Annotated in this window: 15 protein-coding genes and 1 riboswitch; of the genes, 8 read left to right on the top strand and 7 right to left on the bottom strand. The window is 71.0% G+C overall.

Features of this window, described 5'->3' with window-relative positions; genetic code table 11:
* Nucleotides 1-343: 343 nt before the first annotated feature.
* Nucleotides 344-835: an FBP domain-containing protein gene (locus AB0F29_RS34690; protein WP_361880850.1), complete on the bottom strand. Its 492-nt coding sequence runs from the start codon at nucleotides 833-835 to the stop codon at nucleotides 344-346.
* Nucleotides 836-917: 82 nt separating this feature from the next.
* On the opposite strand from AB0F29_RS34690, the gene AB0F29_RS34695 reads away from it, so the two are divergent.
* Nucleotides 918-1,490 (top strand): WHG domain-containing protein, encoded by a 573-nt coding sequence (locus tag AB0F29_RS34695; protein ID WP_361880853.1) that lies wholly within the window; start codon nucleotides 918-920, stop codon nucleotides 1,488-1,490.
* Nucleotides 1,491-1,544: 54 nt separating this feature from the next.
* Nucleotides 1,545-2,729, top strand: coding sequence for a GDSL-type esterase/lipase family protein (locus tag AB0F29_RS34700; protein ID WP_361880856.1), 1,185 nt, complete (start codon nucleotides 1,545-1,547; stop codon nucleotides 2,727-2,729).
* Between the two features lie 121 nt (nucleotides 2,730-2,850).
* On the opposite strand, the gene AB0F29_RS34705 is transcribed toward AB0F29_RS34700, so the two are convergent.
* Complete coding sequence (locus AB0F29_RS34705; protein WP_361880859.1) at nucleotides 2,851-3,429, bottom strand: snapalysin family zinc-dependent metalloprotease; 579 nt, start codon at nucleotides 3,427-3,429, stop codon at nucleotides 2,851-2,853.
* A gap of 282 nt (nucleotides 3,430-3,711) precedes the next feature.
* Between AB0F29_RS34705 and AB0F29_RS34710 the strand changes: the two genes are divergently transcribed.
* The 3 genes from AB0F29_RS34710 (at nucleotide 3,712) to AB0F29_RS34720 (ending at nucleotide 7,098) form a co-directional block, all read left to right on the top strand.
* On the top strand, nucleotides 3,712-4,602 hold the full coding sequence (locus tag AB0F29_RS34710) for an NAD-dependent protein deacetylase (RefSeq protein WP_361880862.1): 891 nt from the start codon (nucleotides 3,712-3,714) through the stop codon (nucleotides 4,600-4,602).
* 183 nt (nucleotides 4,603-4,785) lie between these two features.
* Nucleotides 4,786-6,201 carry an NAD-dependent succinate-semialdehyde dehydrogenase gene (locus AB0F29_RS34715; RefSeq protein ID WP_361880864.1) on the top strand — a complete coding sequence of 472 codons (1,416 nt, stop codon included), beginning with the start codon at nucleotides 4,786-4,788 and terminating at the stop codon, nucleotides 6,199-6,201.
* Between the two features lie 66 nt (nucleotides 6,202-6,267).
* On the top strand, nucleotides 6,268-7,098 hold the full coding sequence (locus AB0F29_RS34720) for an aldo/keto reductase (protein WP_361880867.1): 831 nt from the start codon (nucleotides 6,268-6,270) through the stop codon (nucleotides 7,096-7,098).
* A gap of 71 nt (nucleotides 7,099-7,169) precedes the next feature.
* On the opposite strand, the gene AB0F29_RS34725 is transcribed toward AB0F29_RS34720, so the two are convergent.
* From AB0F29_RS34725 to AB0F29_RS34745, 5 genes are all read right to left on the bottom strand, one after another.
* A complete protein-coding gene (locus AB0F29_RS34725) occupies nucleotides 7,170-8,192 on the bottom strand; it encodes an ABC transporter substrate-binding protein (protein ID WP_361880870.1) in 1,023 nt (340 codons plus the stop codon).
* Between the two features lie 16 nt (nucleotides 8,193-8,208).
* Entirely contained in the window at nucleotides 8,209-8,991 is a 783-nt protein-coding gene (locus tag AB0F29_RS34730; protein ID WP_361880873.1) for an ABC transporter ATP-binding protein, read from the bottom strand.
* Nucleotides 8,991-10,100, bottom strand: coding sequence for an iron ABC transporter permease (locus AB0F29_RS34735; protein ID WP_361880876.1), 1,110 nt, complete (start codon nucleotides 10,098-10,100; stop codon nucleotides 8,991-8,993). The genes AB0F29_RS34730 and AB0F29_RS34735 overlap by 1 nt, the downstream gene beginning before the upstream one ends.
* Nucleotides 10,101-10,200: 100 nt before the next feature.
* Nucleotides 10,201-10,329: riboswitch (cobalamin riboswitch) on the bottom strand.
* A 103-nt stretch (nucleotides 10,330-10,432) separates the two neighbouring features.
* Nucleotides 10,433-11,542 carry an endonuclease/exonuclease/phosphatase family protein gene (locus tag AB0F29_RS34740; protein ID WP_361880878.1) on the bottom strand — a complete coding sequence of 370 codons (1,110 nt, stop codon included), beginning with the start codon at nucleotides 11,540-11,542 and terminating at the stop codon, nucleotides 10,433-10,435.
* A gap of 23 nt (nucleotides 11,543-11,565) precedes the next feature.
* Nucleotides 11,566-12,171, bottom strand: a complete 606-nt coding sequence (locus AB0F29_RS34745) for a M15 family metallopeptidase (protein WP_361880881.1) — start codon at nucleotides 12,169-12,171, stop codon at nucleotides 11,566-11,568.
* Between the two features lie 164 nt (nucleotides 12,172-12,335).
* On the opposite strand from AB0F29_RS34745, the gene AB0F29_RS34750 reads away from it, so the two are divergent.
* The 3 genes from AB0F29_RS34750 to AB0F29_RS34760 are packed head-to-tail and all read left to right on the top strand — an operon-like array spanning nucleotide 12,336 to nucleotide 14,477.
* Nucleotides 12,336-13,034, top strand: a complete 699-nt coding sequence (locus AB0F29_RS34750; protein ID WP_361880884.1) for a response regulator transcription factor — start codon at nucleotides 12,336-12,338, stop codon at nucleotides 13,032-13,034.
* Nucleotides 13,027-14,151: a HAMP domain-containing sensor histidine kinase gene (locus AB0F29_RS34755; protein WP_361880887.1), complete on the top strand. Its 1,125-nt coding sequence runs from the start codon at nucleotides 13,027-13,029 to the stop codon at nucleotides 14,149-14,151. Before AB0F29_RS34750 ends, AB0F29_RS34755 begins: the two co-directional genes overlap by 8 nt.
* On the top strand, nucleotides 14,148-14,477 hold the full coding sequence (locus AB0F29_RS34760; RefSeq protein WP_018960991.1) for an antibiotic biosynthesis monooxygenase: 330 nt from the start codon (nucleotides 14,148-14,150) through the stop codon (nucleotides 14,475-14,477). Before AB0F29_RS34755 ends, AB0F29_RS34760 begins: the two co-directional genes overlap by 4 nt.
* Nucleotides 14,478-14,491: the final 14 nt, after the last annotated feature.

A 14,491-nucleotide genomic window follows, 5' to 3' on the forward strand; every position in this document is an offset into this window, starting at 1 on the left:
GGGAGCGGTCGCCTCGCAGTGCTCGGTGATAGGTGCGGAGCGGGTCGCTCCGCACCTCACCGCAATTGGATGCCCCAGGCACCTATTGGGTAACGTCCGGACCGGCCACATCGCGGGATCGCGGATCTGGCCGGTGCCTTTCGTACACGGTCGAACGGTTTCGCATCCGCCCAGGTCCAGAGGGTGCGGCGGAGTGGTATCGGAGCGGGCGCCGCCCCTTCCACGGCCGGAACCGTTCAGCGCGGCGTCCGGAACCTTGCCGTCGGCCATGTCGTCCGCGATCGGCGGAGGCGCGCGCGTGCTGTCCGTGCCGCACGGCGACACCTCAGCCGGCCGTGTCGGGTCACGCCGTCACTCTGGCGATGAACGCCTCGACGTTCACCACGGTTCGCTCGATCTGCTGCTCCAGGGTGAGGGACTCGCGGAGCCGCGACCCGACGCCCGCGTCCTTCTTCCCGCGTACGTAGAGCGAGCAGGCGAGATCGCTGCACATGTAGGCACCGACCGAGTTGCCCTGCTGGCCCGCCTTCCCGGCCCTGGGGGCCACCAGCAGGGAGACGCCTCCGGTGTGCACGGTCACGCACAGCGAGCACATGCTGCGGCGGGTCTGCCAGGACCCGGCGTCGGAGGAGCGCAGCTGGATGCCGACGGGACCCTCGCCCGAGGCGAGCACCAGATAGGCCCGGTCGGGAGCCTGCGGGTCGCGCCAGCCCAGGAAGTCCAGGTCGCCCCAGGGGCGGTCGGCGAGGTCACGGGGAACGGAGAGGCGCTTGGCCTCGCCCTTGGTGCAGTTCACGAAGGCGGTACGGATCTCTTGCTCGGTCAGGGGCTTCATGGAACTCACGCTAATTTGCCTAATCCTATTAGGCAAACATATATTTTCTTAGCCAATCGCAGGTGAGCGTTCGGAGGGTCGCATGGCACGAGCAGGACTGGCCGCGGAGCGCGTCGTACGGGCCGGGGCCGAACTGGCGGACGAGATCGGCTTCGAGCAGGTGACCCCGTCGGAGCTCGCCCGGAAGCTGGGCATCAGGACCGCGAGCCTGTACTCGCACGTCAAGAACGCCCATGACCTCAAGACGAAGATCGCCCTGCTGGCCCTGGAGGAACTCGCCGACGAGGCGTCGGCGGCACTCGCGGGGCGGGCGGGCCGGGACGCGCTCGGCGCCTTCGCCAACGCCTACCGCGACTACGCCCTCCAGCACCCGGGGCGCTTCGCCGCGGCCGGGTTCCGGCTCGAAGCGGACGCGGCGGCCGCGAGCGCCGGCGTCCGGCACTCCCGGATGATGCGGGCGATCCTGCGCGACTACGACCTGACCGAGCTCCAGCAGACCCACGCGGTGCGCCTCCTGGGCAGCTTCTTCAACGGCTACGTGGGACTGGAGACGGCCGGCGGATTCCGCCACAGCTCCCCCGACTCCCAGGAGAGCTGGACGGAGATTCTCGACGCGCTCGACTCCCTGCTGCGCAGCTGGCCCGCCCCCTCCTGACCCGCCCCTCGTGACCCCGCTTCCCGCCCCTCGACGAACGAGAAGACCGAGAACATGACCACCCGGCACGACTGGACGACGACCCCCATCAGCACCGACATCCTGCGGGGCGTGCTCGACCTGGAGCGGACCGGGCGCGGCATGCTGCCGCACCGGCTGCCCGAGCGGGCACGGCGGCAGATTCCCGACGGCCAGCTGGCCATGGCCGAATCACAGCCCTCCGGGGTCCGGCTGGCGTTCCGCACCCGGGCCACCGCCGTCGAGCTGGACGTGGTGGCCACCAAGCGGGTCTATCCCGGTGCGCCGCCGCGCCCCGACGGCGTGTACGAGCTCCTCGTGGACGGCCGCCCCGCCGCCCGGGCCAGTGCCCCCGACGGCGACACGCTCACCATCGATCTGGCCTCGATGACCTCGCGGACCCGGCCGGGCCCCATGGAAACGCTCCGGTTCACCGGGCTGCCGGCCGAGGAGAAGGACGTCGAGATCTGGCTGCCCCACAACGAGACCACGCTCCTGGTCGCCCTGCGTACCGACGCACCGCTCCGGAGCCCCGGGCCGAGCGGCCGGCCTATCTGGCTGCACCACGGCAGTTCCATCAGTCACGGGTCCAACGCCACCACCCCGACCGGCACCTGGCCCGCTCTGGCCGCGAGCCTCGGCGGAGCCGAGCTGATCAACCTGGGGTTCAGCGGCAGCGCCCTGCTGGACCCGTTCACCGCCCGCACCATGCGCGACACCCCCGCCGACCTGATCAGCGTCAAGATCGGCATCAACCTCGTCAACGCCGACCTGATGCGGTTGCGCGCGTTCGGCCCGGCGGTGCACGGCTTCCTCGACACCATCCGTGAAGGCCACCCCACCGCGCCCCTGCTGGTGGTCTCGCCGATCTACTGCCCCATACACGAGACCACTCCGGGTCCCTGCGCCCCGGACTACAGCGCGACGGGCGAGGGGCGACTCCGGTTCGTGGCCATGGGCGACCCCGCGGAGAGCGCCGCCGGGAAGCTGACCCTCACGGTCATCCGCGACGAGCTCGCCCGGATCGTCGCGGACCGCGCCGCCACCGACCCCCATCTGCACTACCTCGACGGCCTCCGCCTCTACGGCGAGAGCGACCACGCCGAGCTTCCGCTCCCCGACGACCTGCACCCGGACCCGGCCGCCCATCGGCGCATTGCCGAATGCTTCGCCCGCCTCGCCTTCGGCCACGACGGACCGTTCACGCCAAGGAACAGCTGACACCGGGGCGGACCGGCGTGTCACCCCGTTCCCGGGTTCCGGCGGCGGGCCGGCCGGGAACGGGGTGGCCCGCCGCCGGTTCAGGACGGGGCCGGCGTCTCGCGTGTCCTCGTACGACCGGTTACGAGGCGTCCACCAGGACGCGTCCGTCCGCCGGCACACGCGAGGCGAGACCGCCCGCGTAGGCGTACTCGACGCGGGACTGCTCGGCCGCGTTCGGTACGGCGTTCTTGCAGCTGATGCCGGCGCTGGATCCCGACATCAGCTGGGAGCAGGGACCGGGCTTGGTGTCCGGCAGCCCCAGACTGTGGCCGATCTCGTGAGCGGCGATACGGGTCTTGTCGTGGCCCTGGGCGACTGCCTGGCTGCCCAGCTCCACCCTGACCTGGCCACCGGGCCGGACCGGGCCGAGTGTGGCCTGCGGCCAGCCGCTGGTGGCCACGATCTGTATCTCGGCGCGCGCACCGGGTGCGGCCTCCACCAGCTTGACGTTGTCGACGTTGGAGTTCCACGAGGCGACCCCTGCCGCGATCGCCGACTCCCAGCCGCCTGCCCGGCTGTCGTCGTACCGGAGCGTCACCACCGCCGACGTGCGCTCCGCCGCCGGGTCCGGCGCGGGAGCGGCCTGCGCCGCCGTAGCTGTGGCCAGGGTGATCGCCGCGGCGACACCGACTGCCTTGAGCCATCTGGATTCCAGCATTGCTGTCCCTTCACTCTCATGGGGGCTCGGCTCCGCGCGGAGCCGAGGGAGTGGGAGGACGGTCACCGCGAACCGTAGGGACACAAGGGCCGGTGGCCTGTCCTCCCGGGGCCGCAGAAGCTATGCCGCGATCACAGCTTGATCATGCACCTGTCACAAAATGAGGCCGGAAACGCACCCTGCCGGGATCTTCGGCCCGGGCCCTTCGTCCCATCGGGTCGCCCCCGCGGCCCCGTCGCCCGGCATCGTCGCCATCGGGGGCATGTTCCGTACCCTGAGGACATGCGCATGCGACCCACCCTGAGCTGGACCTCCACCGAGGAGCCCCTGCCGGGCACCACGGACCTGGAGCCGGCCGTCGAGGCGTTGGGCGGTGGCGGTGTGCTGATCCTGAGCGGTGCGGGCATCTCCACGGAGTCGGGCATCCCCGACTACCGGGGCGAGGGCGGGAGCCTGAGCCGCCACACCCCGATGACCTACCAGGACTTCACCGCCGACGCCGGGGCCCGTCGCCGGTACTGGGCGCGCAGCCATCTCGGCTGGCGTACGTTCGGCCGCGCCCGGCCCAACGCCGGGCACCGGGCCGTGGCCGCGTTCGGGCGCCAGGGGCTGCTGTCGGGTGTCATCACCCAGAACGTCGACGGCCTGCACCAGGCCGCCGGCAGCGCGGACGTCGTGGACCTCCACGGCCGTCTGGACCGGGTCGTCTGTCTGTCCTGCGACGCCTTCAGCCCACGCGCCGAGCTGGCACGCCGGCTGGAGGAGGCCAACGAGGGCTTCGCGCCGGTGGCCGCCTCGATGAACCCGGACGGGGACGCCGATCTCACGGACGAGCAGGTCGGGGACTTCCGCGTGGTGCCTTGCGCGGTCTGCGGCGGCGTCCTCAAACCGGACGTGGTGTTCTTCGGCGAGTCCGTGCCCCCGCAGCGGGTCGAGCACTGCCGCGCACTGGTCCGCGGAGCGAGCGCCCTGGTGGTCCTGGGCTCCTCGCTGACGGTGATGTCCGGGCTCCGGTTCGTCCGCCAGGCCGAACGGGCGGGGGTTCCGGTGCTGATCGTCAACAGGGACCCGACCCGGGGCGACCGGCACGCCCTGACCCGTATCGCTCTCCCGCTGGGCGACGCCCTCACCACCGCGGCCGACCTGCTGGGCGTTCCCGTCGACCTCCCGTAGGGCCTCGGAGAGGGCGAAGCGGGGCAGGAGAGCGCGAGCCTGCGGTTCCACGACTCTGCGTGAGTGCACCCTTACCGATATAGGTGCTTATAGGCAGTTTTCTGCCTGCCCAGTCGGGTACCCCGCAGTAAGGCGGAGCGCATCGTTCCGCCCCTGCACCAAAATCGTCGTTCTGGAGATTCCATGTCGGAGCAGCGCAAGAGTTCGTTCGCCACCGTCAATCCGTACACCGGGAAAACGCTCGCGGAGTTCCCGGCCATCGAGGGTCGGGAAGTCGACGCGGCGCTGGAAACAGCCGACGGTGCCTTCGAGGCGTGGCGGAAGCGGCCCGTCGAGGAGCGTGCCGAGCTGGTCGGCCGTGTTGCCGGGCTGATGAGGGAGCGCAAGGAGACCTTGGCGCAACTCATCACCCTGGAGATGGGAAAGCTCATCTCCGAGGCACGGGGAGAAGTGGATCTCGCCGCCTCCATCCTCGCGTACTACGCGGAGCACGGGCCCGGTTTCGCGGCCCGAGAACCTCTCGACGTCGAGGAGGGGGAGGCGTACCTCGTCAACGAGCCGCTCGGAGTCCTGCTCGGCGTCATGCCGTGGAACTTCCCGCTCTATCAGGTGGTGCGCTTCGCGGGACCCAACCTGGTCCTGGGCAACACCGTCCTGGTCAAGCACGCCGGGATCTGCCCGCAGTCCGCCCTGGCCCTGGAAGTGCTCTTCCGTGACGCGGGCGCGCCCGAGGGCGTCTACACCAACCTGTTCGTGAGCCACGAGGAGATCTCCCGCATCATCGACAGTCCGGTGGTGAAGGGCGCGTCGCTGACCGGCAGCGAACGCGCGGGGGCCCAGGTCGCCGAGCGGGCCGGGCGGAACATGAAGCCCAGCCTGCTGGAGCTGGGTGGCAGTGATGTCTTCATCGTCCTCGACGGTGAGGGGCTGGAGCGTACGGTCGGCGCCGCGGTAGCCGGCCGGATGGCGAACACCGGGCAGAGCTGCGTGGCAGCGAAGCGGTTCATCGTGCTGGCGGACGTCTACGACGACTTCGTGGAGCGCATGCGACGCGCCTTCGAGGCACTGGAGCCCGGCGACCCGGCCGACGAGGCGACGACGCTGGGGCCGCTCTCGTCCGAACGGGCCGCCTCCGGCCTGGTCGAGCAGATCCGCGAAACAGTGGAGCAGGGAGCCGAGCTGCTGACCGGCGGCGACCGGATCGACCGTCCCGGAGCCTTCGTCCGGCCGACGATCCTCACCGGCGTCAAGCCGGGCATGCGTGCGTACGCGGAAGAACTGTTCGGCCCGGCCGCGGTGATCTACCGGGTCGAGGACGAGGACGGAGCCGTCGCGCTCGCCAACGACAGCCAGTACGGCCTGGGCGGATCCGTCTTCTGCGCGGATGTGGAGCGGGGCCGCCGGGTGGCCGAGCGGGTGGAGACCGGCATGGTCTGGGTCAACCACCCGACCTCGACCCAGCCCGATCTGCCGTTCGGCGGGATCAAGCGGTCCGGCTACGGCCGGGAGCTGTCGAAGCTCGGTATGCGGGAGTTCGTCAACCGCAAGCTCGTCCGGGTGTTGCCGCCCGACGCCGAACTCCGCGGCATCGCCGGCTGAGCGGCGGCCCCGCCACCCGTACCTCTCACACCGCCTTCCGAGGCTTCGACACAGCAAGGAGCAACCATGCCCCCAGTACCCTCCATCACGCTCAACAACGGTGTGACGATCCCCCAGCTCGGCTTCGGGACCTTCCAGATCCCGCCGGACGAGACCTGTGAGACCACGCTGGCCGCCCTGGAGACCGGCTACCGGCACATCGACACGGCGCAGATGTACGGCAACGAGAAGGAGGTCGGCCAGGCGGTCCGCGCATCGGGACTCGACCGCGCCGACGTCTTCGTGACGAGCAAGCTGAACAACGGCGCGCACGCACCCGACGAGGCGCTCCGGGCGTTCGACCGCTCCATGGAGGAACTGGACCTCGATCACCTGGACCTCTTCCTCATCCACTGGCCCCTGCCGGGGGGTTCGGGGGACTTCGTGGAGACGTGGAAGGCCCTGGAGGAGATCTACCGGTCCGGACGCGTCAAGGCGATCGGGGTCTCCAACTTCCAGGAGAACCACCTGCGGCGGCTGCTGGACAACAGCACGGTGGTGCCCGCCGTCAACCAGATCGAGGTGCACCCGTACCTCACGCAGAACGTCCTGCGCGCCTTCGGGGCGGAACACGGCGTCGCCACGGAGGCGTGGTCGCCCATCGCCCAGGGCAAGGTGCTCGCGGACCCGACGGTCACGCGCATCGCCGAGCGGCTGGGCAGGACCCCCGCGCAGGTGGTGCTGCGCTGGCACCTGCAGCGTGGGGACATCGTGTTCCCCAAGTCCGTGACGCTCAAGCGCATCCAGGACAACTTCGCACTCTTCGACTTCGAGCTCACCGAAGGGGACATCGGCGAGATCGCCGCCCTCGACCGGGGCGAGCGCACCGGGCCCGATCCGTACACGTTCAACGGCTGAGCCGACCGAGCGGGGCCCGGCCCGGGAGGTGCCCCGGGCCGGGCCCGCCCCGCTTCACGCGGCGGGCGTACCTACCGGGCGAACTCCCTCAGCTCCTCCGCCAGCGAGCTGATCGCCGCGGGATTGCGCGGGCTCTCCACCAGGTCGACGTAGTCGAGCACGACGATCCGGTCGTTCTGAATCGCGGATACACCGGCGAGCGGCTTGTAGGACTTCAGGAACCTCCGCTTCTCGTCCGCTCCGGTGTCCCCGTAGTTGTTGATGACGATGACCTCGGGGTCCCGGTCGACCACGGTCTCCCAGCCCACCGTCGTCCAGCTGTCCTTGAGGTCCTTCATGATGTGGTCGCCGCCGGCCTTGGTGATGATGTCGTGCGGTCCGGCGTACGCACCCGAGGTCAACGGCTTGTCCTTCCCGTCGTCGTACAGGAAGACGCGGAGGCGGTCGCCGCCCTCGGGCGCCTTCGCCCGCGCGTCGGCGACCTCCTCGCGGAACGACGTGATGAGGGTGTCCGCCCGGTCCTCGACGTCGAAGATCTTTCCGAGGTTCCGCAGGTCGGTGTAGAGCGCTTCGAGCGGGGGCATGACTCCGCGGGCCTTGCCCTGCCCGTTGCGGCACGACTCGCTGAGCAGGTACGAGTCGACGCCCACGCGCTCCAGTTCGGCGGGGGTGAAACCCTCACCCTCGTTGAACCCGTAGTTCCAGCCGGCGAAGACCAGGTCGGCGCGGGCGTCGAGGACCAGTTCCTTGTTGATCCGCTCCTTGGAGAGCCACTTGGTCTTCTTGTAGCCGTCCTTCCAGGGGACGGACGTCATGTCGCCCTTGTCGTCGGGCATCACGTACCCGGCCATGTGGTCCTCCAGCCCGAGGGCGAACATGATCTCGGTGATGCCGGTGTCGTTGGTGACGACGCGCTGCGGGGCCCTGTCGTACGTCTTCTTCTCCCCGCAGTTCTCGACGGTCACCGGATAGTGGCGGTCGGCCTCCAACGTGCGGTCCTTCCCGTCGGCCTGTGAGGTGACGTCCGCTCCACAGCCGGTGAGGACCAGGGCGGCCGCGAGCACGAGCGCCGCGGGACGCAGGGGGTTGGGCATGGTGGTCGAGGCTCCTTCAGGAGGTGGGGCGGGCGGGAGGGAGGTCGAAGAGCAGTTGGAGCGCGCCGGTCTCCGGATGCGCGACCCGGTGCGCCCGTACGCCGAAGACATCGGCCAGCAGCTCGGTGGTCAGGACCTCGTACGGGGCCCCGGAGGCGACGATCCGGCCGCTGTCGATGACGTGGACCAGGTCGCAGTGCAGGGCCGCGAGGTTGAGGTCGTGCAGGGCGGTGAGCACGGTCAGGCCGCTGCCGCGGACCAGGGCGAGGACCTCCAACTGGTGGGCGATGTCCAGGTGGTTGGTGGGTTCGTCGAGCACCAGGACCCGGGGCTGCTGGGCGAGGGCGCGGGCGATCAGGACACGCTGCCGCTCACCGCCGGAGAGGGTGAGGAAGCCGCGTTCGGCCAGGTGTTCCGCGCCGACCCCCGCCAGCGCCTCGTCGCAGAGGCGGCGGTCCTCGTCGGATGCCCGCGCCACCGGCCCCTGGTGCGGCAGCCGCCCCATGGCGACGATCTCGGCGACGGTGAAGTCGAATTCGGCGACCGCGTCCTGCGGAAGGGCCGCGAGCCGTCGGGCGCCTTCCCGCGTGCTCAGGGCGTGAAGGTCCTCACCGCCGATCCTCACGGCGCCGGCCGAGGGGCGCAGGGCCCGGTAGACACAGCGCAACAGGGTCGACTTCCCGCTGCCGTTGGGACCGACCAGGCCGACGAGCTGCCCGTCGGCCGCGCCCAGGGTGACCTGGTCCACGAGCCGTGCACCGGCGATCTCGACGGTCAGCGCGTCGATGTCGATCCGCATCAGATGCCTCCGAAGGAGTAGGAGCGCCGGCGCATGAGGAGAATGAAGCAGGGAACGCCGATGACCGCGGTGAGGACGCCCACCGGCAGCTCGGCCGGTGCCAGCACCACGCGCGAGAGGACATCCACCCAGATCAGCAGGACGGCTCCCGCCAGAGGGGCTACGGCCAGGAGCCGGCGGTGGTCCGCGCCGACCAGCATCCGTGCGGCGTGCGGGACCATCAGGCCGACGAAGCCGATCGCTCCGCTCACCGCGACGACCGCCCCGGTGACGGCCGCGGAGACGAGGAAGAGCTCCTTGCGCAGCCTCCCGGGATCGACCCCGAGTGCGGCGGCGGTCTCGTCGCCCATGGCGAGGGCGTTCAGGCGCCGTGCCGACCAGCCGAGGTGCGCGAGGCCGGCGAGCACCGCTCCGGCGGCGATCGGCACGGCGGCCCAGTTGGCCCCGCTCAGGCTGCCGAGCAGCCACATCATCGCGGAGCGGGCCGCTTCCCCGCGCTCGGCAGCGAACACCATGAACGTGGTGACGGCGGAGAACCCGTAGTACATCGCGGTCCCCGTCAGGACGAGCCGCAGCGGGGTCAGTCCGCGTTCGGTACGGGCCACCGCGTACACGAGCAGCATGGCGAGGAGCGCGGAGAGGAACGCCGCCGTGGACAGCGCCCAGATGCCCAGCGCCCCCAAGGCACCGAAGATGAGTACGGCGTTGGCGCCGACCGCCGCGCCCGAGGAGATACCGAGGACGAACGGGTCGGCCAGCGCGTTGCGCACCATGGCCTGGACGGCGACGCCAATGGCGGACAGGCCGGCCCCGACGACGGCCGCCAGCACGGCTCGTGGCAGGCGCAGTTCCCAGACGATGGTGTAGGCCGGGACCTCGTCGGGGCCGATGGCCCCGCCGGTCAGCCCTGCCCACAGGTAGCGCGTCACCTCCGCCCAGGAGAGCCCCGACGCCCCGAGTGCCGCCCCGCAGAGGAGGGAGAGGGGCAGGGCCGCGCACAGGCCGGCCAGGAGGAACGGCAGGGGTACGCGCCGGGGTGGAGCCGGTCCGGTGCCGACGTACGCGGGGCGCGACGGCTTGGAGGGTATGCGGTCGAGTGACGTGGCCACAGGCCGGTCGCTTTCGCCTCGGGCCGTGCGTCGCGCGATGAGGAGCGGCCCCGGACGGCGGCCGCCCCGCGCAGCGCCCATTCGCAGTCCACGGCGAATCGTCAGGAGCCTTCTCGGCCACGGGTGATCGGGCTCACGGAGCCTGGAGGCTCCGTCTACCGTTGCGGGTCAGCGCCGGATTTCGACCGGACTTCCCCCGTGGCGGAACGCAGCCTAGCGCGTGCGTTCCCCCTCCCCCGGCGGAGGGTGAACGGCAGCGGCACACGGAAGGTTCTGTCGCCCTCCCCGAGGCGGGAGGGAGGCCCGGATGAGTCCGGATGCCTCCACGGTGTTCACCAGCTGATGCGGGCCGCCACCGGGAGGTGGTCGCTGCCGGTCGCGGGCAGCAGCCACGAGCTCTCCGGCTCCACGCCCCGGACCAGGATCTGGTCGATCCGCACCACCGGGAAGGCGGCGGGCCAGCTGAAGCCGAACCCGTCGCCCGCCGCCTCCTGCACCGATCGCATCCGCGAGGTGATGCCCGCGTACGCGCGGTCGTCCAGGGTTCCGTTCAGATCGCCGAGCAGCACCACCCGCTCGTTCCGCTCGGCGGCGACGGCCCGGCCGAGCGACTGCGCGCCGGCGTCCCGTTGGCCCGACGAGAGGCCCGCCCGGGGATTCACCCGTACGGATCCGAGGTGCGTCACGTACACCGCCAGGGGCCCGTGGTCCGTGGCCACCGTGGTGCGCAGCCCCCGGTTGTACTCCAGTCTGACGTCGTCGGGCTTCGCGTCCCCCAGCGGTCCGGCGTCCATCTCGACGTCGACCGGGCGGGTGTCCGACAGCGGCAGCCCGCTCCACACGCCGACCGTGCCCAGCACCGTGTGGTGCGGGTACGTCGTCGCCAGCTCCTTCTCGTACGTCCTCCGGACCGCCGGGTCCAGCTCCTCCAGTGCCAGCACATCCGCACCGGAGGCGGCCAGGGCGCGTGCGGTGCCCGCCGCGTCGGGGTTGTCGGCGCCGACGTTGTGGCTGACCACGGTGAGGTCGCCGCCCGGGTGGGACTTGTCGGTGAGCAGCCCGCCGAAGAGGTTCAGCCACACGGCGGCCGGCAGCAGCAGCGCGACGAGTGCGGGGACGGCGCGGCGCAGCAGCGCCCCGGCCAGCAGCACCGGGATGAACAGGCCGAACCAGGGGAGGAAGGTCTCCACCAGGCTGCCGAGGTTCCCGATCCGGTTCGGGATGCTCGCGTGCAGCAGCAGGAAGAGGCCCAGCAGCAGCGCCGCCGCCGCGAGCACCCGGCCGCGCTTCCAGGGGCCGGTCCTCGCGCCGGTGTGCCGGGGACCGGCGCCCCCGGGGCCGGCGTCGCTCCGCCCGGAACCGGAGGTGTCCATGCCGCTCTGCGCCGTCCCGGCTGTGGCCATGTCGCCCTGGGCGGTGCCCGCTGTGTCCACCTGCGTCATCGTCTGTCCTCGCTCGGCGTCGGTCACTGTCGCATCCTGGGGTCCTGGGTGGGGTCCGCGTACATGCGCGGGCAGCCCCGGTCGATCGCTTCCGTGCGCAGCTCGTAGTGCCAGGGTTCGTTCCGGTAGGTCTGGCACAGTCCGTACGCGGCGCCGTGCTCGGTCAGCCACTCCGTCGCGTCGGCCGGCCCGATGTCGACCGCGTCCCCCGACACGTGCGGTGACGTCGTCGCGGTGGCCACCCATCGGGCGGCCTCGGCCTCGGACCCGTACCGCGCGATCGCCTTGCGGAGCAGCTGATTCTGGTACTCCGGTGATCGCCAGCCGCTGTTGACGGCGAACTCGACGCCGTCCCGCGCCGCCTCCCGCGCCGCCCGACGGAGGGCCGCGAGCAGATCCGCATCGAGGTTGGTGACGGCCGGGATCCCGTCGTCGAGCACCGTCACGCCGTCGGGTACGGCCCCGTCGGCCGCTCCCAGCGCTCCACGGAGTTCACGGTGAAGTGGAGGAGGCAGCGATGCCGGCGCCGAAGAGGGGGCGGCGGACGGGGGGCGCGGTGAGGTCGAGGCCGACGGGGCGTGCGTCGGGTTCAGCAGGGAGTGGCCGAGGGCTGCCGCGATCGCTGCCACGACGGCTACCGCGCCGACGACAAGGGGCCCGCGTCTCCGGTGGGGTGTTGTTCGCACTGACGGCGGTGGTCGAGTCATACCGCGAGTCAAGGCAGCGAGGTGTTGCGGACATGTATGCGGTTTTCGATACGCCGACGATAGGTGCCGGCTCGTAGCATCGGCCCATGCGCGTGCTGATCGTCGAGGACGAGCCCTATCTGGCGGAGGCCGTCCGCGACGGCCTGCGTCTCGAAGCGATCGCGGCGGACATCGCGGGGGACGGGGACAGCGCTCTGGAGCTGCTGAGCGTCAACACCTACGACATCGCCGTCCTGGACCGCGACGTCCCCGGGCCGTCCGGCGACGAGATCGCCGAACACATCGTCGCCTCCGGCAGTGGCATGCCGATCCTCATGCTCACTGCGGCCGACCGCCTCGACGACAAGGCTTCCGGGTTCGGACTCGGCGCCGACGACTACCTCACGAAACCGTTCGATCTGCGGGAGCTCGTGCTCAGGCTCAGAGCGCTCGACCGCAGACGCGCCCACAGCAGACCGCCCGTGCGGGAGATCGCGGGTCTGCGGCTGGACACCTTCCGCAGGGAGGTCTACCGGGACGGCCGCTACGTCGCGCTGACCAGGAAGCAGTTCGCGGTACTCGATGTCCTCGTCGCCGCCGACGGCGGTGTCGTCAGCGCCGAAGAGCTCCTGGAACGCGCGTGGGACGAGAACGCCGACCCGTTCACCAACGCCGTACGCATCACCGTCTCGGCCCTGCGCAAGCGCCTCGGCGAACCGTGGATCATCGCCACCGTGCCGGGCGTCGGCTACCGCATCGGCACAGCGTCCGGCACCGGTCGCGGCGACGGTTGGGACCGTGGCTAGGCGGCCCGGGTTGAGCGTCCGCCTCAAGCTCACCCTCAGCTACGCCGGATTCCTCATGGTCGCCGGCGTCCTGCTGCTCACAGCGGTGTGGGTGTTCCTCCTGGAGTACGTTCCCGACGACTGGGACAAGCGGATGCTCCACGAGAATCCCAACCGCCAGCTCCTCGCGTACACGTTCGCCCCGGCGGCGGCCACCGTCCTGGCGGTCCTCCTCGTCTTCGGCCTCCTGGGAGGATGGGTCCTCGCCGGCCGTATGCTCGCCCCGCTGACCCGGATCACCGATGCCACCCGCGCGGCCACGCACGGGTCGCTCTCCCACCGGATCCGGCTGCCGGGCCGCAGGGACGAGTTCCGGGAACTCGCCGACGCCTTCGACACGATGCTCGCCCGGCTCGAAGCAGACGTCGCCGAGCAGGAGAGGTTCGCGGCCAACGCCTCCCATGAGCTGCGCACCCCGCTGGCGATCTCGAAGACGCTTCTCGAGGTGGCCCGCACCGATCCGCATCGCGACACCGACGAGATCATCGACCGCCTGTACGCCGTCAACGGGAGAGCGATCGACCTCACCGAGGCGCTGCTCGTGCTCAGCCGCGCCGACCGGCGTTCCTTCACCCGAGAGCCCGTCGACCTGTCGCTGCTGGCGGAGGAGGCCACCGAGACCCTCCTCCCCCTCGCGGAAGAGCAGGGCGTCACCGTCGAGACACGCGGCGAGATCGCCCCCGCGATCGGATCTCCGGCGCTCCTGCTGCAACTGATGACGAACCTCGTGCACAACGCGATCGTCCACAATCTGCCCGACCGGGGCACTGTCCGGGTCACTTCCGGCGTCCGCCGCGAGACCGTGGTGCTCACGGTCGAGAACACCGGTGCGAAGGTCACCCCGCAGCTGGCCGCGACGCTCACCGAACCGTTCCGGCGCGGAGCCGAACGGTTGCGCACCCACCACGCGGGTGTCGGGCTCGGCCTGGCCATCGTCGAGACCATCACCCGCGCGCACGACGGAACGCTCACCCTCACCCCGCGCCCGGACGGCGGGCTGCGCATCACGGTGGAACTCCCCGCGACAGCCCCGCCCGCCGACGGGATCAGGACCGCGTACGGCAGGATGGAGCCATGAGCGTAGTCAAGATCAATGTGCTGACCGTCCCCCAGGAACAACGCGAGACGCTGGAGAAGCGCTTCGCTTCCCGGGCCCATGCAGTGGAGGGCTCCGACGGATTCGAGTGGTTCGAGCTGCTCCGGCCCGTCGAGGGCACGGACGACTACCTCGTCTACACCCGCTGGCGTGACGAGGCCTCCTTCCAGGCATGGATGGAGGGGCCGATGAAGGCGGCCCATCAGGGCGGCGGTGCCGAGAGCGGTGAGCGCCCCAAGCCGGCGGCCAGCGGGTCCACGGTGTGGTCCTTCGAGGTCGTGCAGCAGGCCGCCCCGACCGGCGCGTAGCCGAGTGGTCGCAG

The organism is Streptomyces sp. NPDC026589 (genome assembly GCF_040638385.1).
GTDB lineage: Bacteria > Actinomycetota > Actinomycetes > Streptomycetales > Streptomycetaceae > Streptomyces.

What these genes read in the sequence shown, in the direction of transcription:
- AB0F29_RS34690 (WP_361880850.1), bottom strand. Translation starts at nt 835, where the DNA reads ATGAAGCCCCTGACCGAGCAAGAGATCCGTACCGCCTTCGTGAACTGC.
- AB0F29_RS34695 (WP_361880853.1), top strand. Translation starts at nt 918, where the DNA reads ATGGCACGAGCAGGACTGGCCGCGGAGCGCGTCGTACGGGCCGGGGCC.
- AB0F29_RS34700 (WP_361880856.1), top strand. Translation starts at nt 1,545, where the DNA reads ATGACCACCCGGCACGACTGGACGACGACCCCCATCAGCACCGACATC.
- AB0F29_RS34705 (WP_361880859.1), bottom strand. Translation starts at nt 3,429, where the DNA reads ATGCTGGAATCCAGATGGCTCAAGGCAGTCGGTGTCGCCGCGGCGATC.
- AB0F29_RS34710 (WP_361880862.1), top strand. Translation starts at nt 3,712, where the DNA reads ATGCGCATGCGACCCACCCTGAGCTGGACCTCCACCGAGGAGCCCCTG.
- AB0F29_RS34715 (WP_361880864.1), top strand. Translation starts at nt 4,786, where the DNA reads ATGTCGGAGCAGCGCAAGAGTTCGTTCGCCACCGTCAATCCGTACACC.
- AB0F29_RS34720 (WP_361880867.1), top strand. Translation starts at nt 6,268, where the DNA reads ATGCCCCCAGTACCCTCCATCACGCTCAACAACGGTGTGACGATCCCC.
- AB0F29_RS34725 (WP_361880870.1), bottom strand. Translation starts at nt 8,192, where the DNA reads ATGCCCAACCCCCTGCGTCCCGCGGCGCTCGTGCTCGCGGCCGCCCTG.
- AB0F29_RS34730 (WP_361880873.1), bottom strand. Translation starts at nt 8,991, where the DNA reads ATGCGGATCGACATCGACGCGCTGACCGTCGAGATCGCCGGTGCACGG.
- AB0F29_RS34740 (WP_361880878.1), bottom strand. Translation starts at nt 11,542, where the DNA reads ATGACGCAGGTGGACACAGCGGGCACCGCCCAGGGCGACATGGCCACA.
- AB0F29_RS34750 (WP_361880884.1), top strand. Translation starts at nt 12,336, where the DNA reads ATGCGCGTGCTGATCGTCGAGGACGAGCCCTATCTGGCGGAGGCCGTC.
- AB0F29_RS34760 (WP_018960991.1), top strand. Translation starts at nt 14,148, where the DNA reads ATGAGCGTAGTCAAGATCAATGTGCTGACCGTCCCCCAGGAACAACGC.